22 protein-coding genes are annotated in these 22,080 nt (G+C 42.2%); 9 read left to right on the forward strand and 13 right to left on the reverse strand.

The window, feature by feature from the left end:
• The first annotated feature begins 138 nt into the window (after positions 1-138).
• Positions 139-960: an esterase family protein gene (locus DBR11_RS03095; RefSeq protein ID WP_233260625.1), complete on the forward strand. Its 822-nt coding sequence runs from the start codon at positions 139-141 to the stop codon at positions 958-960.
• Here DBR11_RS03095 and DBR11_RS03100 read toward each other — a convergent pair.
• Positions 947-1,606 (reverse strand): NAD(P)H-binding protein, encoded by a 660-nt coding sequence (locus DBR11_RS03100; RefSeq protein ID WP_108550155.1) that lies wholly within the window; start codon positions 1,604-1,606, stop codon positions 947-949. The two genes, DBR11_RS03095 and DBR11_RS03100, sit on opposite strands and share 14 nt — an antisense overlap.
• A gap of 52 nt (positions 1,607-1,658) precedes the next feature.
• The gene (locus DBR11_RS03105) at positions 1,659-2,438 is read right to left on the reverse strand and encodes a DUF1080 domain-containing protein (RefSeq protein ID WP_108550156.1); all 780 of its coding nucleotides are present in this window, start codon (positions 2,436-2,438) and stop codon (positions 1,659-1,661) included.
• 652 nt (positions 2,439-3,090) lie between these two features.
• Between DBR11_RS03105 and typA the strand changes: the two genes are divergently transcribed.
• Positions 3,091-4,899, forward strand: coding sequence for a translational GTPase TypA (gene typA, locus DBR11_RS03115; protein WP_108550158.1), 1,809 nt, complete (start codon positions 3,091-3,093; stop codon positions 4,897-4,899).
• A 75-nt stretch (positions 4,900-4,974) separates the two neighbouring features.
• On the opposite strand, the gene DBR11_RS03120 is transcribed toward typA, so the two are convergent.
• Complete coding sequence (locus tag DBR11_RS03120) at positions 4,975-5,670, reverse strand: phosphatase PAP2 family protein (RefSeq protein WP_108550159.1); 696 nt, start codon at positions 5,668-5,670, stop codon at positions 4,975-4,977.
• A 126-nt stretch (positions 5,671-5,796) separates the two neighbouring features.
• On the opposite strand from DBR11_RS03120, the gene DBR11_RS03125 reads away from it, so the two are divergent.
• Complete coding sequence (locus DBR11_RS03125) at positions 5,797-6,513, forward strand: 3-ketoacyl-ACP reductase (RefSeq protein ID WP_108550160.1); 717 nt, start codon at positions 5,797-5,799, stop codon at positions 6,511-6,513.
• Positions 6,514-6,532: 19 nt separating this feature from the next.
• On the opposite strand, the gene DBR11_RS03130 is transcribed toward DBR11_RS03125, so the two are convergent.
• Together DBR11_RS03130 and DBR11_RS03135 are read right to left on the reverse strand one after the other, a co-directional pair.
• Entirely contained in the window at positions 6,533-7,291 is a 759-nt protein-coding gene (locus DBR11_RS03130; RefSeq protein ID WP_108550161.1) for a glycosyltransferase family 2 protein, read from the reverse strand.
• Positions 7,288-8,556: a glycosyltransferase family 4 protein gene (locus tag DBR11_RS03135; RefSeq protein WP_108550162.1), complete on the reverse strand. Its 1,269-nt coding sequence runs from the start codon at positions 8,554-8,556 to the stop codon at positions 7,288-7,290. Before DBR11_RS03135 ends, DBR11_RS03130 begins: the two co-directional genes overlap by 4 nt.
• A gap of 294 nt (positions 8,557-8,850) precedes the next feature.
• On the opposite strand from DBR11_RS03135, the gene DBR11_RS03140 reads away from it, so the two are divergent.
• Positions 8,851-9,372, forward strand: a complete 522-nt coding sequence (locus tag DBR11_RS03140) for a serine acetyltransferase (RefSeq protein WP_108550163.1) — start codon at positions 8,851-8,853, stop codon at positions 9,370-9,372.
• Positions 9,373-9,400: 28 nt separating this feature from the next.
• Positions 9,401-10,150: a bifunctional 2-polyprenyl-6-hydroxyphenol methylase/3-demethylubiquinol 3-O-methyltransferase UbiG gene (locus DBR11_RS03145; RefSeq protein WP_108550164.1), complete on the forward strand. Its 750-nt coding sequence runs from the start codon at positions 9,401-9,403 to the stop codon at positions 10,148-10,150.
• Between the two features lie 2 nt (positions 10,151-10,152).
• On the opposite strand, the gene DBR11_RS03150 is transcribed toward DBR11_RS03145, so the two are convergent.
• From DBR11_RS03150 to DBR11_RS03185, 8 genes are read right to left on the reverse strand one after another with little or no spacing between them, the layout of a single operon-like run.
• Positions 10,153-11,070: a glycosyltransferase gene (locus tag DBR11_RS03150; RefSeq protein ID WP_108550165.1), complete on the reverse strand. Its 918-nt coding sequence runs from the start codon at positions 11,068-11,070 to the stop codon at positions 10,153-10,155.
• A gap of 3 nt (positions 11,071-11,073) precedes the next feature.
• Positions 11,074-11,721, reverse strand: coding sequence for an FkbM family methyltransferase (locus DBR11_RS03155; RefSeq protein WP_108550166.1), 648 nt, complete (start codon positions 11,719-11,721; stop codon positions 11,074-11,076).
• Entirely contained in the window at positions 11,718-13,037 is a 1,320-nt protein-coding gene (locus DBR11_RS03160) for a flippase (protein WP_108550167.1), read from the reverse strand. The genes DBR11_RS03155 and DBR11_RS03160 overlap by 4 nt, the downstream gene beginning before the upstream one ends.
• 25 nt (positions 13,038-13,062) lie before the next feature.
• Complete coding sequence (locus DBR11_RS03165) at positions 13,063-13,578, reverse strand: DinB family protein (RefSeq protein ID WP_158275192.1); 516 nt, start codon at positions 13,576-13,578, stop codon at positions 13,063-13,065.
• Position 13,579: 1 nt separating this feature from the next.
• Positions 13,580-14,272, reverse strand: coding sequence for a DUF4476 domain-containing protein (locus DBR11_RS03170; protein ID WP_108550169.1), 693 nt, complete (start codon positions 14,270-14,272; stop codon positions 13,580-13,582).
• Between the two features lie 58 nt (positions 14,273-14,330).
• The gene (locus DBR11_RS03175; RefSeq protein ID WP_108550170.1) at positions 14,331-15,020 is read right to left on the reverse strand and encodes a YjjG family noncanonical pyrimidine nucleotidase; all 690 of its coding nucleotides are present in this window, start codon (positions 15,018-15,020) and stop codon (positions 14,331-14,333) included.
• A 2-nt stretch (positions 15,021-15,022) separates the two neighbouring features.
• Positions 15,023-15,667: a uracil phosphoribosyltransferase gene (gene upp / locus DBR11_RS03180; RefSeq protein WP_108550171.1), complete on the reverse strand. Its 645-nt coding sequence runs from the start codon at positions 15,665-15,667 to the stop codon at positions 15,023-15,025.
• The gene (locus DBR11_RS03185; RefSeq protein ID WP_146186443.1) at positions 15,648-16,784 is read right to left on the reverse strand and encodes a hypothetical protein; all 1,137 of its coding nucleotides are present in this window, start codon (positions 16,782-16,784) and stop codon (positions 15,648-15,650) included. Before DBR11_RS03185 ends, upp begins: the two co-directional genes overlap by 20 nt.
• Positions 16,785-16,861: 77 nt before the next feature.
• Between DBR11_RS03185 and uvrB the strand changes: the two genes are divergently transcribed.
• From uvrB to DBR11_RS03205, 4 genes are all read left to right on the forward strand, one after another.
• Entirely contained in the window at positions 16,862-18,898 is a 2,037-nt protein-coding gene (gene uvrB / locus DBR11_RS03190; protein WP_108550173.1) for an excinuclease ABC subunit UvrB, read from the forward strand.
• 24 nt (positions 18,899-18,922) lie between these two features.
• Positions 18,923-19,123: a YwbE family protein gene (locus tag DBR11_RS03195; protein ID WP_108550174.1), complete on the forward strand. Its 201-nt coding sequence runs from the start codon at positions 18,923-18,925 to the stop codon at positions 19,121-19,123.
• An 86-nt stretch (positions 19,124-19,209) separates the two neighbouring features.
• Positions 19,210-19,455, forward strand: a complete 246-nt coding sequence (locus DBR11_RS03200) for a DUF4834 domain-containing protein (protein ID WP_108550175.1) — start codon at positions 19,210-19,212, stop codon at positions 19,453-19,455.
• Between the two features lie 75 nt (positions 19,456-19,530).
• Positions 19,531-22,011: a hypothetical protein gene (locus DBR11_RS03205; protein ID WP_108550176.1), complete on the forward strand. Its 2,481-nt coding sequence runs from the start codon at positions 19,531-19,533 to the stop codon at positions 22,009-22,011.
• Positions 22,012-22,080 lie beyond the last annotated feature (69 nt).

Here is a 22,080-nt window from a genome sequence, read left to right on the forward strand (position 1 = left end):
CAAGTATTTAAAGGTGTTTTCTTGCTATAAATCTGTGTTTTAAGTAAAAAAACAGAAGTGTTATCTCAAAATTTATCCAGATTAATATCTTTGCGAAAAATTTTTGTGAAAGGGAATTGCTGAATTATGTATACAACCATGTTATCATCTGAAATTATCAAATCAACGCATCGAATTAAATCTCTTCATTTAAACAGAACAGTGGAACTGGAGATGTACAGTCCGGATGAGCTGATGGGAAACGAAGAGGTGAGTTTGTTGTTGTTGAATGATGGTCAGGAATCGGAGGCGATGCATATTCAGGAAGTACTTTCTTTGTTGTATACTTCTGGTAAAATTGAACCACTGATTGTTGTTGCCATTAAGGCTTCCGAAGATCGTGTCCAGGAATATGGTGTTGCCGGTGTTCCCGATTTCCTTGGAAGAGGGGCGAAAGCAGACAAGTATACAGCTTTTATTACCGGAGAATTGCTTCCCTTTGTGCAGGCTGAAGTGTCTGTTCCTGTAAATGGTAAAAGAGCTTTTGCCGGATTCTCCCTGGGAGGTTTGTCTGCATTTGACATTGTTTGGAACAATGATAACTTATTTGATATAGCTGGCGTGTTTTCTGGTTCTTTCTGGTGGCGGAAAAAAGACCTGAAGGATGGTTACCGGGATGAGCAGGATAGAATTTTGCATGAAATGATCAGAACAACAACAGGAAAGCCTGAAGTTAAGTTCTGGTTGATGACTGGAACGGACGATGAAACAGCTGACCGGAACAGGAATTTTATTATAGATTCTATTGACGACACCGTTGATGTGATTAAAGAATTGATGGCCAAAGGCTATAAGCGGCCTGAAGATATCTTTTATTATGAGATGGTCGGCGGAAAACATGAAGTAGCCACCTGGGCAAAAGCATTGCCTGCATTTCTGACTTGGGCATTTCCAAGGAAACCGAGGTTTACGAACCTATAGCTTCAATCTGTTCAGAGGTATAGGTATAGATGCCTTTGTGTTCTTCTGTTGACTTTCGAAACATAGCCATGGCGACTTTCTTAACTTGAATGCTCCTGTATTTTTTTAGAGGACCAATAAGCAGGGGATTAAGGACACGCATGATCCTGATCATGGAAAGTTCTCCAAAACGGCTTTCTTTTCTGTTTCCGTCCAATAAGGAGGGCTGATAGATGTGAATGGCTTTGAATGGAACGGCTTTGATTTCGTGCTCTGCTTCTCCTTTTAGTTTAGAATAGAAAATGGAAGAATTCCTGTTGGCACCCAGGGCTGATACCAGGTGATATTGTTCTGCGCCGTTGGATTGTGCTATCCAGGCTATGTCTAGCGGGTATTGAAGGTCGATCTTCCTGTATTGTGCGGGGTCTGGGGTTTTACTTTTGGTGGTACCTAAGCAGCAGAACACCGCATCGCCTTTAATTTCATGCGCATATTGATTTAAAAGTTCAAAGTCTACGGTTAACTGCCGGAGTTTTGGATGCTGTATATCCAATTCTTTACGGACCAGGATCAATACCTGATCATATGTGCTGCTGTTGAGCAGCAGTGAAAGAAGATGTGTGCCAATTAGCCCGCTTGCGCCTAAGAGGATTGCTTTTTTGCCCATGTTTTGAATAACAATATAGATCGGGAGAAGTTTCCTTCTCCCGGGAAAACAATTAAAGTTCCCTTACCCAGATGTTGCGGAAACTGATGGGTTCGCTTTTATCTCCATGTGCCTGTAATTTGATGGGAGATGGACCGTGTGCTTTTCGGTATGCAGGTAAGCCAACGTATTGGGTTGGACCTTTCAATTCGAAATTATTTTGTACAATGATTCCGTTAAACAGTACGGTAACCTTTGCTGGTGATTTCAGTGAACTGTCTGCATTAAAAACAGGTGCTGTCCAGATTACATCATAGGTCTGCCATTCACCAGGTTTCTTTGCTGCATTGAACATTGGCGTGTTTTGTTTGTAGATACTGCCCGCCATTCCATTGGTATAGGTTTTATTGTTGTAGGAATCCAGGATTTGCAGTTCGTAGCCTAAATCTCCTTTGCCTATCGAGGCGAGGAATAGTCCGCTATTGCCTCTTAACTGGCCTTCTCCTGTGATGTTCGCAGGAACTTTCCATTCCAGGTGTAGCTGGTAATTGCTAAAGGATTGTTTGGTTTCAATATTTCCTGTTTTCTTGTCTACTGTTAAAATACCTCCTGAAACTTTCCATTTGGCTGGCTGGGACCGGTCGTCTGTCATCACCCATTGATCCAGGTTTTTACCATCAAAAAGAACAATCGCATCGGATGGTGCGTCTGAGTTGGTTTTTCCTGGTGTTACAACATTAGGTACCGGGGTGTAAAACTCTGTGTCTTCGTGTTTGGCTTCCTGTGCGGTTGCCATGGACACACAACCAGCAATAAGGAGCGCAGCACTGAAAAAGGATTTTTTTGCATTCATAACTGTTAAATGTAATTAGCTAGACAATATAAGAGTTTTGAAGATAAAAGCTGGTTGAAAAATCAATATTACTCTTCGGAGACTACGCTTTCTGCGCGTCGCTGCGCGACATGCTTCGAAAGCTGAGGTCTCCTCTGAGTAATATTGATTTTATATGGCGCTTAATTGGGGGGAGTCCGGGTATGGCGCAGAAAAGGTTATGCAATTTGTTCTTGTCTTTTGTTTATAGAACTCAGGATATGTAAAGTCATGTAAAATAAAACACAGACAAATCCATTGTTAAGATATATCAGAACGAGATAAGATTGCCGTTCGATCTTTTGGCTGCTACGGATATATTAATTACAGAAGACGTAGGTGTTCTTAGAAAAAATTATGACTATAAATTGAAGCATTGTGCCGTCTCGTTTCCAATTTTGGCCTATGCTATGGACTCCCTTTCCGGACACCCCGCCCGGTTATGCGCCCAAAAAAATAATATTACGCAGAGAGGACCTCAGGGCGCCTTGTCACAAGAGCGAAGCGGGGCAAGGAGTCCAGTCCTCGAAGAGTATATTATTTTTTATCAGCAATTCCTTTATTATATACCTAGTTAATAGGCTGATATATCGATTAAAAATCATATCTTTGCGCCAAATTTAGGGCGCATTATATGCAAAAAATAAGAAATATAGCTATCATAGCACACGTTGACCACGGTAAAACTACGCTGGTTGATAAGATTTTACACACTTGTTCTATTTTTCGTGACAACGAACAAACAGGTGATTTAATACTTGATAACAACGATCTTGAACGTGAACGGGGAATTACTATTGTTTCCAAAAACGTTTCAGTAAGATACAAAGACTATAAAATCAATATTATTGATACTCCTGGTCACGCGGATTTTGGCGGTGAGGTAGAACGTGTATTGAAAATGGCTGATGGTGTTCTTTTATTATGCGATGCTTTTGAAGGTGCAATGCCTCAAACCCGTTTCGTTACTCAGAAAGCACTAGCATTGGGATTAAAACCAATTGTAGTTGTAAATAAAGTAGATAAAGAAAACTGTCGTCCGGAAGAGGTTTATGAGCAGATATTTGAATTGTTCTTTAACCTGGAGGCTACAGAAGAGCAGCTTGATTTCCCTGTGATCTATGGTTCATCTAAACAAGGATGGATGAGCACAGACTATACCAAGCCAACTACTGATATTTTCCCTCTTTTAGACGCGGTAGTAGAACACATCCCTGCAGCACCGATCAATGAAGGTACTTTACAAATGCAAATCACCTCTTTAGATTATTCTTCTTTCGTAGGTCGTATTGCAATTGGTCGTGTTCACCGCGGTATAATCAGAGAAAACCAGCCGGTTACTTTGATTAAACGTGATGGCAAGATGGTAAAATCAAGAGTAAAAGAATTATACGTTTTTGAAGGTCTTGGAAAAATCCGTGCACAGGAAGTGAGTTCAGGAGATATTTGTGCTGTTGTAGGTATTGATGGTTTCGAAATTGGTGATACTATTGCTGATTTTGATGCACCGGAACAATTACCTGTAATTAAAATTGATGAGCCAACAATGAACATGTTGTTCACCATCAATAACTCTCCTTTCTTCGGTAAAGAAGGTAAATTTGTTACTTCTCAGCGTATTAAAGAACGTTTGTACAAAGAGATGGAGAAAAACCTTGCCTTAAAGGTTGTAGAAACTGAGTCTCCTGATTCTTATCTGGTTTATGGAAGGGGTATTCTGCATTTATCTGTATTGATCGAGACCATGCGTCGCGAAGGATATGAGATTCAGGTAGGTCAGCCACAAGTAATCGTTAAAGAAATTGACGGTAAAAAATGTGAGCCGGTTGAAACCCTGATTGTTGATGTACCGGGTGAGGTTGCCGGAAAGGTAATTGAACTGGTTACACAACGTAAAGGTGAATTGTTGATCATGGAGCCAAAAGGTGATTTACAGCATTTGGAATTCGAAATTCCTTCACGCGGAATCATTGGACTAAGAAATAATGTGTTGACTGCAACAGCAGGAGAAGCAATTATGGCGCACCGTTTTAAATCTTATGAGCCTTGGAAAGGTGTAATTCCCGGAAGGTTAAATGGTGTATTGGTTTCCATGGATAAAGGTACAACTACTGCTTATTCTATTGATAAATTGCAGGACCGTGGTCGTTTCTTCGTTGATCCGGGAGTAGACATTTACGAAGGTCAGATCCTGGGTGAGCACATCCGTGATAACGATTTAGTTGTAAATATTGTTAAAGGTAAAGCCCTAACCAATATGCGTGCTTCTGGTACTGATGATAACACACGTATTGCACCAGCAATTAAGTTTTCATTGGAAGAGGCTATGGAGTATATCCAGGCTGATGAGTATATCGAAATTACTCCAGTAAGTATGCGTTTACGTAAGATCTATCTGACAGAGAATGAGCGTAAGATCAATGCTAAAAAATTCCAGTCTTAATTTCTAAGACGGATTTAAATAAAAAAAACCTGATGGCATAGCCATCAGGTTTTTTTTTGCCTGATGATGCCGATTTTAGAAAATGCTGTTCTTTAAGGCGGAATGACTTGCTTTGGATTGGCTTTTGCGCCATTTTTTGACCGCTTTCAGGATCTTGAAATGATAAACGATATGGTAGCTCAGCATGCCAAAGAAGATCCCAATACACATACCTGCCAGTACGTCGAACGGAAAGTGTTGCGCCAGGTAAATCCTGGAATAACCGACCAGTATGGCGCCGAGCAGACAAGGGATGGAGATTCTGTTCTTTTTATAAATAAGCACAAGTACGGTGGCCAGGGCAAAGGCCGTTGTGGTATGGCCTGAGGGAAAAGAGTTGGAGCCATGCAGACTCATATTGTTCATAAAAGCTGGACTGCTCAGGGCTTCTGTTTGAAAATAAAGCTTCGGTCTGGGTTGATGAAAAATGATTTTCAGCAAAGAAGCCATCAATCCAGAACTCAGGAAAGCCATAAATAAGGTAATGGCCTTTTTTCTCTTGTTGCGGATCAGCAACAGTATAATAACCGCAAGGCAGGTAAGTCCATCTCCCAGATTGGTATAGATCATAAAGAAAACGTCCAGCCAACTGGGATGGAATGGATTTAGAAGTGTAAAGCTCTCTTCTTTGGTGTGAAGGACGATGAAAAGGGAAGAGGCCAGTGCAAAGGCCAGTGCCAGTAGAAAATAATAAGGGAGGCTCCAGAGTTTTTTGAAAAGTGGGGGTGGCATTAAAATATCTTTTCATGTAAAAGTATTGAGCCTATGTGAATAATGAGTTAAACAATTGTCAAGCTTAGCTTGTAATTTAGATATCAAATATTATCTTTTTAGCTTTGAGTTTAAATATTGAATGCTATGGAATCATTACAAGGAAGAAATGCTCTGATTACTGGAGCGGGTAAAGGAATAGGTAGGTCTTTGGCTATTGAACTGGCTAAGGAAGGTGTAAATCTTGGTCTGGTGGGCCGTACAAAGGCAGATTTGGATAATGTGGCACAGGAGTTAAGCGCCTGGCCGGTGAAAGTAGTGACAGCGATAGCAGACGTTGCAGATATGGCCGGGGTTAATGCTGCGGTTACTGAAATAAAATCTGGATTAGGAACAATAGATATCTTAGTAAACAATGCAGGCATTAGTAGCTTTGGGTCTTTTATGGAACTTGAGCCGGAACGCTGGGAGCAGATTGTAAAAGTGAACTTATTCGGTCCTTATTATGTAACACGTGCAGTATTGCCGGATATGATCGAAAGAAAAACAGGCGACATTGTAAATATATCATCTACAGCAGGTAAAAATGGTGCAGCAGTGACCAGTGCCTACAGCGCCTCTAAATTTGCATTGATTGGAATGTCTGAGTCTTTAATGCAGGAAGTAAGAAAACACAATATTCGGGTAACAACTTTAACACCAAGTACCATTGCTACAGATATGGCAAAGGACTTGAAACTGACGGATGGTAATCCAGATCGTGTGATGCAGCCGGAAGATTTTGCCGAACTGATGGTTGCTCAATTGAAGCTGAACCGAAGGGTGTTTGTTAAAGAGGCAGGTCTCTGGTCTACAAATCCTTAGAATTTATATCGCCGCAGGACTAGTCATTGGTTCTGCGGTGTTTGATAAAGTAACCTGTCAGGTTCAGTGCGATTAAAAAATGATGGAAAAGATTAGGGATCAGACCATAATATTTACTGAAGATCCTGAAACGTTCCTTCAGACTGTCCATGTGTTTTTTCTTGGAAACACCGCCAACCAGATATTTCGCTACATAGCGATGCGTATTTACCGTAAGCTTTGCTTTTTTCGCGGCTTTAAGGATCCAGTCTATATCGGAGCTGTATTTATATTGAAGGTCATAAGGTTCGGTTAGGCTCTTTTTAATATAAATGGCCTGGTGGCTGATGTTCATTCCGTATCTGAAACTTTTCCAGTTGAAATTTTCAGGAACCTGATGCCGTCTTCTTCCCAGACTTTCCCAATTTTCGTTATACATTTCTGTCTCACCATAATAGATATCAGCATGTTCTGCTGTGTTGAATACGGCAGCTACGGTATCTTTGTCGTAGATTTCATCGCCAGAATTCATGAATAGAACATAATCGCCGCTTGCGAGTGCCAGGCCTTTGTTCATGGCATCATAAATGCCTTTGTCTTTTTCTGAGATGACTTTGGAAAGGCGGGGCCGGTATTTGTTGATCAGTTGTAAGGTGCCATCTGTAGATGCCCCGTCTATCACAATGTATTCCAGGTTGGGATAGGATTGACAGAGTACAGAAAGCATAGTGCGCTCAATGTCTTTTACATTATTATAAACTATTGTAATTATGGATAATGTCGGTTTGACTGCTGTCATTTGCTGAGTAAGGATTGGTAAACTTTAATATATTTCCGGGCGATGTTTTGGTGGGTGAAATTCTGCAGCACCTTGTTCCGGGCTTGTGTAGCGATCTCCATGGCATGATCCGTAAATAGCATTTCGTGAATCCCTTTCGCAAGATCAGTGGCCGATTTGAACTCGGCGAGGTAGCCGTTTTGCTGATGCTCGATCATTTCGGGGAGGCCACCTATGTTAAAGGCCACTACGGGAGTTCCGCAGGCCATGGATTCCATTACGGTATTGGGCAGGTTGTCTTCTATGGAAGGCATCACAAATACATCGGCCAGGCTGTACAATTCAGTCAGGTCCTGTTGTGAACGGATGGTGTTCAGCGCATGTACCGGAAAAGGCAGCTGGCTGACATCAAAGTGTTTGTTTTTACCGAAAATGAGTACCTCAACAGGGACAGGCTGTTCGTAATCTTGTTTCAGGTGTTTGAGGGCCTGTACCAGATAGGTAATTCCCTTACGCCTGTCGCCTATGTTGGCGGCGCCAAATAAAATAACCTTGCTGTTTGGGCTGATCTTCCATTTGGCACGTGCGGCCATCTTATCCTGAGGGGAATATACTTCTATATCAATTGGATTTGGGATGGCCTGTATTGGGAATTTTTTTAACAGGGAGCTTTGACTGGCAACTGAAGCCAGCCAGTTGCTGCAGGTTACAAAACTGATGTTCTGTGCCTTGGCATACAGATTTTGCTTGCGGAGCCAGCCAGTATGGGAAATGTCATCCTGATTAGGGTTTCTTAAAAAATAGCAGTCCCCGCATTGCCCGGTAAAATGGTCGCATGTTCCGGCATAATGGCAGCCTCCGGTGAAGGTCCACATGTCGTGAAGGGTCCATACAATCGGTTTACCAAGCTGGATCAGTTCTTTTAAATCCTTGATGGAGAGGAAGCCGGAATTGGTCCAGTGCAGGTGTAAAATATCTGCGTCTTTAACCAGTGGCTGATTGGAGATGCTGGTGCCGGCACTGGCAGTTGAAAAAGCGAAGCGTACAGATTTATCCTTTTCCTGAAAAAAGATAAAGGGCAGGCGTTCGTACAGGAAGTTGAAGCGGGCTTTTAACCTGCTTAACCAATTGTTTTCAACACTTTGAACGCGGGTTTCACTTGTTTTTTTTTGTCCCGCCAGGAAATTTACCTCGATATTTTCTGATGCCAATGCTTTTAACAGGCGCATACTGGCTACAGGTGCTCCTCCGCCTGCATCGGATGTATTGATTAAAGTTACTTTCATGAATAGAATTCGTATTGGCGCGACAGGAACAAAAATACTAAATTAATGCCCATAAATGGATTGCGAAATAGATATACTTAGGAAACGATTAGGAGTTTATATTCACAAACACAATGAACCGAGCCTGTGATCCCTTGAACACAAGAATCAATAGACATGTGTGAAAAATACAAACTCATGATCGCTTCATTACCGATAAACCGAGCTTTAGTAAGTTCTTGAGAACCGAAAAACAATAAACAACTCGATAAAAAACAATTATATTCTAGTGAAAAATACTTTAATTTACGCCGGATGAATTTATTTAGTTACTTATTCCAGGACTGGGCTGCGAACCCAAAGAATTTTAAAGGGCGTTTTGTGCTGTTGCTGTTCAGGCTGGTGCAGGTGATCAGCCGCCATACTGCATTGAAGATCATTTTTATCTTATACCTGGCTTTTTATCATTATTATGTAGAATGGGTTTTGGGCATTGAATTGCCTCGCAAACTGACTGTGGGTAAAGGTCTGATGCTGTATCACGGGCAGGCCCTGGTGGTGAATCAGGGGGTGGTAATTGGCGAAGGCTGTACATTGCGGAACTCAGTAACAATAGGACATAAAAAGCTGGCAGATGGTAGTTTCAGCAGATGCCCGCGTATAGGGAACCACGTAGATATCGGAGCGAATGTTTGCATTATTGGCGATGTGGAGATTGGTGATCACGTGGTCATTGGGGCAGGAGCTGTGGTGGTCAAGAGCATTCCTGCCAATTGTATTGTGGTGGGTAATCCAGCCAGAATACTGGAAAAGAAAAACGAAGCAGCCCAGATTTAACAGATTTTTCTTTTCTTTGAAGCCAGATATGGAAAACCTTTTAACAGATAGAGCATTTTGGGTAAATTATTGGGAGCAGAAACCAGACTTGTCTGTTAACATCCCTGCAAATTACATGTTCCATGAGCAGCTGGCAAAGATCATCAAAACGCAGCGGGTGAAAACAGCGATTGAACTGGGGGGCTTTCCAGGTTATTACGCGGTCTTTTTAAAGAAGTACTTTGCCCTGGACGTCACCTTGCTTGATTATTTTGTACATCAGCCAATAACCAATAAGCTGCTGCAAACGAATGGGCTGGAAGAAAAGGATATCCGTATTATAGAAACGGACTTGTTCAATTATACGCCCGGGCAGCAGTATGACCTGGTGCTTTCTTTTGGTTTGATCGAACATTTTAACGATACGGCAGATATCATTAACCGGCACATTAATTTTGTAAAACCAGGGGGTACCTTGTTTATTACCCTGCCTAATTTCAGGGCTTTGAATGGATGGTTCCAAAAACGGTTTGATCCTGACAATTACGATAAGCACAATATTGATTGCATGGATCCGAAATTACTGGCGGGGATTTGTGAGCAGGCCGGCCTTCAGGTGGTTCAATCTCGTTTTTTTGGACATTTTAGTTTATGGCTGCATGAAGAGGAGCAGAAGCCCTTGATGTTAAGGCTGTTCAAAAAATCTTTATGGCTGAGCGGTAAAATACTAACCAAGGTATTCCCTTTCAACTCCAGACAGCTTTCTCCTTATATTATTTTAGAAGCCAGAAAGCTTTAAGCTCAGGGTATTAGTGGAAGGCTGTTAAAACGCTGAATGATATAGCGTTTCAGCCGTGTCCACAACGATCCTTTTCGGGTGGTCAAAAAGCTTTTTATGGCAGTATAGGCTTCGGGGTTTTCCGCTATTTTTTCCGGGAAATAAGTGATGGGTTTGGGGTTGATGATGACATTGTAAATGTCGTTAATACCCGAATGCACCCCAGTACCATCGTGTCCAATGTTATTTACTAAAGACTGGGAGGGGTTAAGTGTTAACCCGCCTCTTAAAAATATAGAAGCATACCATCTGATTGCCCATGAGTTGTTTTTTCCTTTTTTGAAATCTTCCATCTGTTTCCAGAAATTCATGGTCCGTTCAATAGAAAATGCATTTTTAGCCGCATGGTCAAACTTACTCATTAACGTGTCTATGTTTGGTTCAAAATGCTGCCATGCCCTTTCCCAGGTTGCCCAGCCCCAGCTTGTTGCCGCCCTGTAAAAAAAAGTCTGCGGTAAATCTTCTCCCTTTAGATGAAACATATAGGCGCCGATATGCATGATCTTGTTTTCAGTACGGTAACGGTTTAGGGCTTCATTAAAATAGGTAAGGGTATGGGGGGAGCTGATCAGGTCATCTTCAAAGACGATGATCTGGCCATAGTCTTTAACCAGACGACTTACACCCGCAATAACTGAATTGGCCAGTCCCATGTTTTCTTTACGTTCAATGATCTCCACAGTGCGAAAACCATCAACTGTTTTGAGAAAATCCCTTACTTCCTGAACTTTATCCTGATCAGCAGCAGTTTTGGGCCCGTCAGAGAAAATAAACAGACGGCTTTCTGAAGCAAGCTCATTCTGCTGTAAAAACTTCAGTGTACGTTCTGTATGCTTTGGCCGGTTGTAAACAAACAGGGCTATGGGGGCGAGATGTTGCATTTCCTAGATATCCAGACAGTTTTCGGTACGGTAAAAAACAGAGGTCGCTTTCAGGTAGAACAGTCCTGGCGAGATACCTGAAAAAGAAAGTTCTTTGAACTGATTCTCTTTCAGAAAGCTCCGGGCTTGTTCGTATTCCGGACGTTCAGAGTCGTCCAGGACAATTACTCCCGAAGGGCTAAGGGCTTGTATACTTTCTATGCAGCAGTTTACCCTGTCGCGTCCGTCTACAATAATAATGTCGAACTTTGTGTCCAGGAGTCTGGCTTTTTTACTGTATTCTCCTCCTCTTTCCAGCTTGGTAAAGATCATTTCGGCATTTTGGGGTTTAGTGCCTGCAATTTTATGATACCAGCTCTCGTCATGCTCTACGGAAACGACCCGGCCTGTATGTTTTGCATAAAACAGCGTTGAACTTCCTGATCCATATTCAAATACTTTTTGATCCTTATTCAGTCTCCCTTTTATAAAGTCTATAAAAGAATAAGTTACCCATGGAATGGCTTCTCCGCGGGCATCTATAGCCTGTTTCGAGTCAAATGCCTTAAACCATCCAATACTGGACAAGTAACCTTTATGACCATAGGATAAAAGTGCAGAGAGGCGTTTGGGTTTGGAAAGTAGGGTAGCTAGTGCTTTAAATTTGCTCAATGTTTTGTTATTTTTTGAATTGCAGAGATCAAAAATAATGATTTTAACATCATAATGCCCTGCTGTCGGGTTTTAGGGATAAATAAAATATAAAAAGCAGAAAAGATACAGGCGATAAGTGTAGCGATGGAAGCGCCAATCCCCCCGTAACGTGGAATCAGCCAAAAGTTCAGCGCGATATTGATGATGGCGCCTGCGGCTGTTCTCTGAAAGGAGATGAGTGTAAACCCTTCATTGATGAGGTATTGGGAACTGGCAATCCCAAAAAACACGAATATGCCAGACCAGATATGTATGCTTAACATGGTGCCTGCTCCGGTGAAGCGGTTCCCGTAGAGCAGATGGATGATGTCTGTTCCAAGAAAACTGATTAGAATAGCCACCGGAAGGCTAATGAAGACCAGGAGGTCATACAGATTATTGAGGCGTTTATGGTATCTTTCCGGATCTGTTTTTCTGGCATTGATCAGGGCGGGAAAAACAGAGGTGACAATAGCCATAGGGATAAAATACCAGGCTTCACTTATTTTTGCAGCGGCGCTGTAAATCCCAACTTCGGCACTCCCTTCACTTTTGAGCATGACCTGGTCAATCTTCATATAGATTGAAACCATAACCGCAGAGAGAATCAATGGAAAAGATTGTTTTAACAAAGATAATGCGCGCTCGGAACGGAAATTCCATGTTGTTATTTTTAAACCCCGCTGGTGGTAGATCAGAACCAAACCGGCAGCCAGGATGAACCCGTCAAATGTCAGTGCAGCTGCAAACCAGATCAGAGGGGCGTTGATCCAAACCAACAGGATTTTGACCAGTGCAGAAAGGACCACGCAAATATTTTGGACATGCACCACATACTTGGACTGAACCTGGGATTGGAAGTAAGAATCTATGACATTAAACGATTTGAAAAAAGAGGCCAGTGATAGCAGGGCCACAATGGCGGTTAAGGGCTTGCCTGGTTGTGCGGAAAAATGATGGAAAACCAGGTAAAGACCAATGCTGAGTGGAATAAGGACAACATTGACCCCTATACGTAACCCAAGGGAAGTACCCAGGATCTCATCTCTTTTTTCAGGTTCGTTCAGGATCTCCCTAATGATAAAGGAGTCAAGACCCAGGGTGCCCACAGCGGCTACAATTGCGGTTAAAGCATCAGCAAAACTCAGGTCTCCAAAGGATACGGGGCCTAAATAACGTACAATCAGAAAGCTGACCAGCATGCTGAGTATTTTGCCAAACATCAGCCAGCTGGTGTTTTTAAAATATTTGCTAAATGCGGCTTCATCAAAACCTTTAAGTCCGGGAATCTTCATTCTTGCAAAGATGTGAAAATTGCAGTTATTGGGCGAAGCTTTTCTCGATCCTGTGCAATTGTTTCAAATGGTGCTTCAAATGGATCTCTGTAAACCGGAGCCATTGCTTTGCATTCAGGTAACCTAGTCTGGGATGTTTGGACTTAACATTGTCCCTGGCCCTTGGGATTTGTTTGTAATCTGCTTCCAGTTGTTTTCCAAATTGACTGACCAGGTCTTGTGCTTCTTCTTTGGTGATGACTTTTACCCGGCCTTCCAGTTGTTTAGGGATTTTAAACCGTCCCGGAGGCAAAGCGCCAAAGAAAAGAATAAGCTTTACGGTAAATGCAGTAGGCTTATCCTTTCCTTTTCCATTCAGACAATCTTCCATGGCCTGCAGTGACAAGCAGCTTGCATCAAAAATGTGCGCGTATACTTCACTGTAAGACCAGCCACCGATGGGAGGCGTGGTCCGGAACTGGGCATCACTGAGGCTTTGCAGTTTGTCGCTGTAAGCATCTGAAATCCTTTGCAGGGAAGAGAAAATGGTGTCTGTATTCATGTTAACGGGTTGAGGGTGCATTCTTTAAAAAGTCCATCAAGCCATCCTGTCCATGGAGGAATTTAAAGCTGTTTTTTAAAGTATAATAGTTGTTCTTATCTACAGTGACATGGTAGGCTCTTTTTGCGACGTCCAGCCCCTGATCTTCAAAGTCCAGTGAACGAATGATCTCTCCAACTTGTTTGGTGCTGAAATAATTGTTCTTCAGGGCCAGGTCTATGACCCTGATCCTGTCTTTGTCAAAGTGTTCTGCCCGCACAGCATTCATAAATTGTTTAAAATCTTCGGGGTTCATGGCATAGCCCCCGTCTGGGTAGCCCGGGGTTCCATTCAGATTGCCGTCCCAGTCGTCAAGAAGATATTGGCCACGGTTAAGTACTGCAAGTGCTGAGCTGATCTGAAATCCGCGTCTTTGAGAATAAGACGCTATGATTCTTTTATTGGTTTGCAAACGGATGCGTTGTTTAAAGATGGGCCGGTTTTCCTGGAGGATAGTGAGTACAGGGTTTGGGTCTGAGACTTCAAAGAAGCGGAACCTGCCTTGGGAAGAGCCGGCATATTCTTCGTTGAGGTAAACGGTAAATTTTCCCCTGTCAGAGATTTCAAGAAACAGTTCTGCGGTCTGGGCCCTTTGCTGGGCAAAAATTGCGGTGGTTTGCAGCAATACAGCAAACAATAAGATGATCTTTTTCATTTGGTTTCATTTGTGTGTAGAAACCATATTACGAATCTCATACCACGATAACAAAATTTTAGAAGTGCAGGAGTAATTCTTCCAGGTGATGGATTTGCCAGTCCACGTACTCTGGTGCTTCTTTCTTCTGTGGGTTAAAGAAAATGGCCTTCATTCCAAAGTTTTGGGCGCCGGTAATGTCGGCTTCGAGACTGTCGCCAATCATAATACTCTCTTCTTTTAGCGCTTCTGCTCTTTGTAAAGCATGTTCAAAAATCGCCTTGTCTGGCTTGTTAACGCCTACATCCTCAGAAATAATCACATTTTTGAAATAAGGATTTAGAGCTGAAACTTCCATTTTGGTTAAAGTACTTTCTTTGAAACCATTGGAAATGATATGAAGACTGTATTTTTTCTGCAGATAGGAGAGCACTTTTTCTGAGCCCTCAAATAAATTTGTTTTTGTTGGAGTGATCCGGACATAATCGTCCTCAAATTGCTGCGGTATATGGTCAGGGTGTATACCCAACTGGATAAAGGTAGTGCTAAATCTTTCGGACCTAAGGGTTTCCTTGCTGATTTTACCCACATGATAAGCCGCCCAGAGCCGGTGGTTATTTTCCGTGTAGGTCTGGATGAATTCTTCTGTAGAATTTAAACCGAGTGTCTGAAGCTGGTAAGTCTGGTATAGTTCCTTCAGTGTTTCTTCTGCATTTTTATCGAAATCCCAGATGGTATGATCCAGGTCAAAAAAGATATGTTTGATCATGATTAAAGTTTTGGGCCATAGGCCAGGTCACCGGCATCTCCAAGTCCGGGAACGATATATGCTTTTGTAGTCATCTCTTCGTCTATTGCGCCTACCCATAATTTGGCATGGGGAAGATTGGCTCTGACATGGCGAATGCCTTCAGCACTGGCAATGGCAGTTACGATGTGAAGTTCTTTGATACTGAATCGGTTGAGCAGTTCTTTGCAGCAGATAACCATACTTAAACCGGTGGCAAGCATTGGGTCTGCAACGATTACGGTTCTGTCTGTGAGGTCTGGTGAAGAAATATATTCCATCTGGATCTCAAAATCACCACTTTTATGGGTTTTCCTGAATGCGGTAATAAAGGCCGAGTCAGCCATATCGAAGATATTCAGTAATCCCTTATGCATGGGTAGCCCTGCGCGAAGGATGGTGGCCAGCACTGGTTGCTGCACAAGCTGCTTGCTTTCTGCAATTCCAAGCGGGGTTTGTGTCTTTGTTTCCTCGTAGCTAAGGGTCTTGCTGATTTCAAAAGCAAAGAATTCCCCCAGTCTCTCCAGGTTCTTTCTAAAGCGCATTGCATCTTTCTGTATGTTTTCATCCCGAAGTTGAGCAATAAAAACATTTGCTATAGAATTGGTTTTACTGAGGTCGAATATCATTAGGCAAAGATAAAAAATTGCTTAACATTTCTATGTAAAGCTTTCTTGCCGTTCTGCCTTTTCCACTATTAACCAGGGTATCCTGGTGCCAGGTCATGTACAATTTACCTTCCAGTAATTTAACGGTATCTACAATGTTTTTCCATTGAGCGAGGGTAGGGGCAATTCTGATGTGTTTGTCGTTAGACAGGCTTCCGTCATTAATAGCGACCGGATGTACAATGAGGTGCGTGGTTTTTTCCAGCTGAAGATCATACCATGGAAAAGGTGTACAGGTCCCTGCTCTAAAGCCGGTTGTATGTTTATAGCCCATGCGATAATCATTCACTGTTCCTGCTTTCAGGAGCTGGAGGTAGCTTTGCGGGAGATTGATCTGTCCGTCGCATTCATGATCTTCATCCTGGCTGGGTTTGAAAAAGAAGCGTGCCTTAATTCTGTATGGTTCGTGTACGGTGTTTACAAAGGCCTGGATGTCTTTGGCCTTTCTGTCTTCAGTTTTGTCTTTTCTTAAAACTGCAGTCACCTTTCGAAATAGGTTAATCGTGGTTTTAAACAATCCGTCTGAGCCGGATGTACCAGGATACATGCAAATTAAAGGTATAAAGTCGTAGGTCTTTTTTTCGAAAAACAGATTAGGGTACTTTTTCAGCAAGATATTCTTCAGGATCAGCGCCCAGGCATCTATCACCGGGATCTGCAGTAGTTTTAACTTACTTTGAAGACTGTATTCCGGTGGATAATGCCCTTCTGTGTCCGGGTGAAAAGGTAAATATTCTTCATAACGGCTGATAAAATAAAATGAGGCAGCAAACACATCAAAGGGCAGTGTACTGCCGGTTACTGCAAAGGGAACGATTGTGTCTCCAAATGCAGTGGTTTTAAAACTGGTTTTTATAATGGCATGGGCAAGCAGCAGGTCTGTGTTTTTAAAAAACAGTTCGTTACCTACCGGCTGATCGGCATAACTGATCTTTGGGAGTGTGGATGCTTTGAACTCTGCCAGATTTGAGCTGAAGCCAACCTGGGTTTTCAGGACATCGTTAAAGATAAAATTAAAAATATATCTTATCCGGGGCGTTAGTATCGGTACATAGGCCAGTAGCTTCATGATGACCATAAAAATAAGATTTTTATTTAAAAGCAAGCAAGCCCCCCGGATATTTCCTTCGTAAATAATTTCTTATCTTTGATTTGATGAAATTCAAACTCGTATCAGATTATAAACCTACAGGAGATCAGCCCAATGCCATCAGGCAATTGGTAGAAGGGGTAAACAATCAGGAGCACTATCAGACGCTGCTTGGTGTAACAGGTTCTGGGAAAACCTTTACTGTTGCGAACCTTATTGAGCAGACGCAGAAACCAACCTTGATCCTGAGTCATAACAAGACACTGGCCGCACAGTTGTATGGAGAGTTTAAGCAATTCTTTCCAGAGAATGCGGTGAATTATTTTGTTTCTTATTATGATTACTATCAACCTGAGGCGTATATGCCCAGTAGCAATACTTATATAGAGAAAGATCTGAGTATCAACGAAGAGATTGAAAAGCTCAGGTTAAGGACGACCTCTGCCTTAATGTCGGGGAGAAGGGATGTGATTGTCGTTTCCTCTATTTCCTGTATTTATGGTATGGGAAATCCCGAAGATTTCTCCAGGTCTGTATTTCGTTTCTCCGTGGGAACAAGGATTTCCCGTAATTCTTTTCTGCACAGCCTGGTCGAGATTTTGTACGCCAGGACGATTAATGATTTTAAACGAGGTACTTTTCGGGTAAAGGGTGATACCGTGGATATTTTTCCTGCCTATCTGGATAATGCCTACCGGATTTCTTTTTTCGGGGATGATATTGAAGAGCTGAGTGTGATCGATCCGGTTACGGGCAAGACCCTGGAAAAACTGGAAGATATGGCCATATATCCAGCCAATTTATTTGTGACGCCTAAAGACAGGTTTAATTCATCTATATGGGGCATTCAGGAAGAACTGGAGATCCGCAAGAACCAGCTGATCGAAGACCGGCAGCTTTTGGAAGCAAAAAGACTGGAAGAAAGGGTGAATTTTGATATAGAGATGATGAAAGAGCTGGGCTATTGTTCTGGTATTGAAAATTATTCACGTTTCTTTGATGGTCGTTCACCAGGGATGCGCCCTTTCTGTTTGCTGGATTACTTTCCTGATGATTATTTAATGGTGATTGATGAAAGTCATGTCACTGTACCTCAGATCAGGGCGATGTATGGCGGTGACAGATCAAGGAAAATGTCGCTGGTGGAATATGGTTTTCGTTTACCCTCCGCTTTGGACAACCGGCCTTTGAATTTTGAGGAATTTGAGCGTCTGGCACCGCAAACGGTTTACGTGAGTGCCACACCTGCAGATTATGAACTGCAGAAGTCAGATGGTATATATGTGGAGCAGGTGATCCGGCCTACGGGTTTGCTCGATCCTCTGATTGAAGTTCGGCCGGCAGTAAATCAGGTGGATGATCTGCTGGAAGAAATAGAGAAAACCATTAAGATGGGTGATCGGATTTTGGTGACTACTTTAACCAAACGTATGGCAGAAGAGCTGACCAAATACATGGATCGGCTGAACATTAAGGTTCGCTATATTCACTCTGAGGTGAAAACACTTGAGCGGGTAGAGATCCTTAGAGGTTTACGCTTAGGGGAATTCGATGTGCTGATCGGGATCAACCTGCTGAGGGAAGGACTTGATCTTCCTGAGGTGTCTTTTGTAGCCATATTGGATGCGGATAAAGAAGGTTTTTTACGTTCTGACCGGGCCTTGATACAGACCATTGGACGGGCAGCGCGGAATGATAGAGGAAGGGTAATTATGTATGCGGACAATATGACCGAATCCATGGAAAGGACGATTGACGAAACCAACCGGAGAAGGGAAAAGCAAATCGCCTACAACCTGGAACATGGAATTACGCCTAAAACCGTTGGCAAGAGTAGAGAAGCCATTATGGAACAAACTTCAATGCTTGATTTTTCTGAGAATGCCACAAGAGCTAAGGCCTATGTGGAGGTAGATGAAGTGAGTATTGCGGCAGATCCGGTGGTTCAGTATATGACCAAAGCAGAAATGCAGAAGTCAATAGATAAAACGCGTAAAGAGATGAGTAAGGCAGCTAAAGATATGGACTTCCTGCTGGCCGCCCGATTAAGGGATGAGATGTTTGCCATGGAAAAAGTATTTGAGGAACGTTTTGGCAAGTAAATTGAGTATAGTAAAGATTAAGTAATGGACGGAAAGAACAGAAAAGACATTTACCCGGGTTTAGAGGTGGATATTATTTTAAAGAAAGATCAGAGAAGTGGTGCCTTGACCAGGGGGATTGTTGCAAATTTATTAACTTCTTCCCCTTTTCATTCCAGGGGCATTAAAGTGAGGCTGGAGGACGGACAGGTAGGTCGGGTGGCACATATTGTGGAGGAAGATTAATTGTAATGTAAGTGCAATAATCTGGCTGAAACTGTAATAATCAACAATGAATTCCGTCATATTTGTAAACATTAAGACGAATTAACATGGGAATAGTGAAATTTCTTTTTATAACGATATTGGTGATGTGGGTAATCAGAATGCTTTTGAAGCTGGTTTTCCCACTGGTGCTTAGAAATATTTTTAACAATATGCAACAACAGGCTAATGGTGCACAACAAGCCCCAAGAAGACCTGAGGGCTCTATATCCATAGATTATATGCCGCCGAAGCCTAAGCCTGGAAATGTAGATAAGCTGGGTGATTTTGTAGACTACGAAGAGGTTAAATAATTATAATATTAATTTAAGCGCTTATTTCCTTCATTTTTATATTTTTGGGGTTAGTTTAAATATTAAATAGCCCTAATGAATACTTGGTTTAAAAGAAATGGCATCCACGTTGCCATCGCTGCATTTTTCGTAATTATCTGTTTCGCCTATTTCAGCCCTGTTTTGCAAGGCAAGGGACCGGCTCAAAGTGATGTCCTGCAGGCAAAAGCGATGCAGAAAGAAATTATGGACTACAAGGCTAAAGATGGTAAAGGACCTCTTTGGACCAACCAGATGTTTGGTGGTATGCCAGCTTATCAGATTTGGGTTCAATACCCAATGAATGGTGCAACTTATGTCATTTCTGCGATTAAAACCATATTGCCAGATCCCGTGGATGTGGTTTTATTGTATCTGTTGGGGGCGTATTTGCTGTTTTGTGTATTAAAGATCAACCCGTATCTTGCGGCACTAGGGGCAATAGCTTTCGCTTTTACCTCTTATAATTTTATCATTATCGCTGCAGGGCATAGTAACAAGGCCCTGGCCATTGCTTTCTTTGCACCGATTCTGGCTTCGGTGCTCTTAACCCTCCGTGGAAAGCATTGGGTGGGTGGAAGCTTGTTTGCGCTGTTCCTCGCTTTGGAGATCAGGGCCAATCACATCCAAATGACCTATTATATCTCGCTTGCATTGGTGATTTACCTGGCTATTGAATTGTATCATGCCTGGAAAGAAAAGAAGCTATCTGCATTTGGACGGGGCTTAAGCTTTTTGGCTATTGGTGCTGTATTGGCGCTGATGGTGAATACAAGTGTCTTATGGACGACCTATGAATATGGAAAAGAATCCAACAGGGGGAAATCTAATTTAACCACAGATAAGGCAGAGGAAAAGAGTGGCCTTTCTAAAGAATATGCCTACGGCTGGAGCCAGGGTGTTGGGGAGAGTTTTACATTTTTGATTCCAAATCTTTACGGTGGTGCTACCAGTATTGATGCCTTGGTAAAACCGGAAAGCAATGCTTATAAATCTTTACAGTCATTGACTGGAGGCGATCCAACGCAGGCCATTCAACAGCTGGCCGGACAGATTGGTTATCAGCAGTATTGGGGCGGTAAGCCAGGTACTTCAGGTCCGTATTATTTCGGGGCAATTATCTGCTTCCTGTTTGTTTTTGGACTGCTTGTTGTAAGAAGTCGCTTTAAATGGTGGGCCCTGGGTACAACGATTTTGTTTATGCTGCTTTCTTTTGGAAGTAATTTTCCATTGATATCCGATTTATTCTTTGACTATTTTCCTTTATACAATAAATTCAGAGCTGTAGAATCTATTTTGGCTGTGGTAGGCCTGATGGTTCCGATTTTGGCCGTTCTTGCTGTTAAAGAGGCTACAGAAAGTAAGCTGGAACAAAAAACACTGCTTAAAAAATTAACGATTGCTGCGGCAATTACCGGGGGATTTTCTTTGTTGGTTGCCATTATGCCAACCGTATTTTTCAGTTTCACCAGTGAGAATCATCAACGTATGCTGGAAGCCCTTACGCAGATTCTGCAGAACAACAGGGGAGAAGCACTAAAAGTTGCTAATGCTCTGGTGGCGGATCGTGTTGGTATTGCCCGTGCGGATGCTTTGAGATCGGTGCTTTTTATAGCGATTGCTTATGCATTGATCTGGGCCTTCATCACTAAAAAGATGAACCTTCAGCTGGCATTGATCCTGCTTGGTTTTGCCGTTTTGATCGATATGTGGCAGGTAGACCGTCGTTATTTAAACAACAATAATTTCGCTAGTAAATCAGACCTGGCCAATCATTTTCAACCAAGAGACGTGGATACGTTTATTATGGCGGATAAAGATCCGGATTTCAGGGTAATGGATCTGACAACCTCCACTTTTTCAGATGCGAGTGCCTCTCAGTTTCATAAGACCGTTGGTGGTTACCATGCAGCTAAATTGAAGCGTTTCCAGGAGTTGATTGACAATCAGTTTTCAAAAAGTGTAAACCAGGATGTGCTGGACATGTTGAATACTAAATATATTATTACACAGGATCAGCAAAATGGTTCTTATAAAATGCAAAGAAATCAAACTGCTGCGGGAAATGCATGGATTGTACAAAATGTACAATTTGCCAAAGATGCGGATGAAGAAATGAAGGCCATTGGTAGCTTTGATCCAAAAAAGGAAGCGATTGTAGACATCAGATATAAAGGCCTTATCGATGAGAAAAAGGTAACAGGTGGTGGTGCAACAGCTATGATTACATTAGATAGTTATCATCCGGACCATTTGGTTTATTCCTACAGTGCGCCTTCAGATGTGATTGCCGTTTTTTCTGAAATTTACTATGACAAAGGCTGGAATATGTACATAGATAATGAGAAAAAGCCTTATTTCAGGGCTGATTACGTATTACGTGCAGCACAACTTCCTGCGGGTAATCATAAAGTAGAGTTTAAATTTGAGCCTGTTTCTTATTATGCAGGGGAAAAGATTTCTCTGGCAGGATCTGTTTTATTGCTGGCCGCACTGGGGTTTGCATTTTACGGAGACAGAAAAAAGAAAGCCGCTTAAACGCTTTTTTAGATATTTGTATTCAAGGTTATTGTCGTAAGGCAATAACCTTTTGTTTTTTTAATAATA

It is taken from the genome of Pedobacter sp. HMWF019 (genome assembly GCF_003061025.1).
Classification (GTDB): Bacteria; Bacteroidota; Bacteroidia; order Sphingobacteriales; family Sphingobacteriaceae; genus Pedobacter.

Excerpts from the sequence above, each read along its gene's own strand:
- DBR11_RS03125 (WP_108550160.1), top strand. The coding sequence starts at position 5,797 with ATGGAATCATTACAAGGAAGAAATGCTCTGATTACTGGAGCGGGTAAA.
- DBR11_RS03175 (WP_108550170.1), bottom strand. The coding sequence starts at position 15,020 with ATGATCAAACATATCTTTTTTGACCTGGATCATACCATCTGGGATTTC.
- DBR11_RS03165 (WP_158275192.1), bottom strand. The coding sequence starts at position 13,578 with ATGAATACAGACACCATTTTCTCTTCCCTGCAAAGGATTTCAGATGCT.
- DBR11_RS03105 (WP_108550156.1), bottom strand. The coding sequence starts at position 2,438 with ATGAATGCAAAAAAATCCTTTTTCAGTGCTGCGCTCCTTATTGCTGGT.
- DBR11_RS03135 (WP_108550162.1), bottom strand. The coding sequence starts at position 8,556 with ATGAAAGTAACTTTAATCAATACATCCGATGCAGGCGGAGGAGCACCT.
- DBR11_RS03205 (WP_108550176.1), top strand. The coding sequence starts at position 19,531 with ATGAATACTTGGTTTAAAAGAAATGGCATCCACGTTGCCATCGCTGCA.
- DBR11_RS03130 (WP_108550161.1), bottom strand. The coding sequence starts at position 7,291 with ATGACAGCAGTCAAACCGACATTATCCATAATTACAATAGTTTATAAT.
- DBR11_RS03170 (WP_108550169.1), bottom strand. The coding sequence starts at position 14,272 with ATGAAAAAGATCATCTTATTGTTTGCTGTATTGCTGCAAACCACCGCA.
- DBR11_RS03160 (WP_108550167.1), bottom strand. The coding sequence starts at position 13,037 with ATGAAGATTCCCGGACTTAAAGGTTTTGATGAAGCCGCATTTAGCAAA.
- DBR11_RS03150 (WP_108550165.1), bottom strand. The coding sequence starts at position 11,070 with ATGCAACATCTCGCCCCCATAGCCCTGTTTGTTTACAACCGGCCAAAG.
- uvrB (WP_108550173.1), top strand. The coding sequence starts at position 16,862 with ATGAAATTCAAACTCGTATCAGATTATAAACCTACAGGAGATCAGCCC.
- upp (WP_108550171.1), bottom strand. The coding sequence starts at position 15,667 with ATGATATTCGACCTCAGTAAAACCAATTCTATAGCAAATGTTTTTATT.
- DBR11_RS03140 (WP_108550163.1), top strand. The coding sequence starts at position 8,851 with ATGAATTTATTTAGTTACTTATTCCAGGACTGGGCTGCGAACCCAAAG.
- DBR11_RS03095 (WP_233260625.1), top strand. The coding sequence starts at position 139 with ATGTTATCATCTGAAATTATCAAATCAACGCATCGAATTAAATCTCTT.
- DBR11_RS03120 (WP_108550159.1), bottom strand. The coding sequence starts at position 5,670 with ATGCCACCCCCACTTTTCAAAAAACTCTGGAGCCTCCCTTATTATTTT.
- DBR11_RS03185 (WP_146186443.1), bottom strand. The coding sequence starts at position 16,784 with ATGGTCATCATGAAGCTACTGGCCTATGTACCGATACTAACGCCCCGG.
- DBR11_RS03100 (WP_108550155.1), bottom strand. The coding sequence starts at position 1,606 with ATGGGCAAAAAAGCAATCCTCTTAGGCGCAAGCGGGCTAATTGGCACA.
- typA (WP_108550158.1), top strand. The coding sequence starts at position 3,091 with ATGCAAAAAATAAGAAATATAGCTATCATAGCACACGTTGACCACGGT.
- DBR11_RS03195 (WP_108550174.1), top strand. The coding sequence starts at position 18,923 with ATGGACGGAAAGAACAGAAAAGACATTTACCCGGGTTTAGAGGTGGAT.
- DBR11_RS03145 (WP_108550164.1), top strand. The coding sequence starts at position 9,401 with ATGGAAAACCTTTTAACAGATAGAGCATTTTGGGTAAATTATTGGGAG.
- DBR11_RS03200 (WP_108550175.1), top strand. The coding sequence starts at position 19,210 with ATGGGAATAGTGAAATTTCTTTTTATAACGATATTGGTGATGTGGGTA.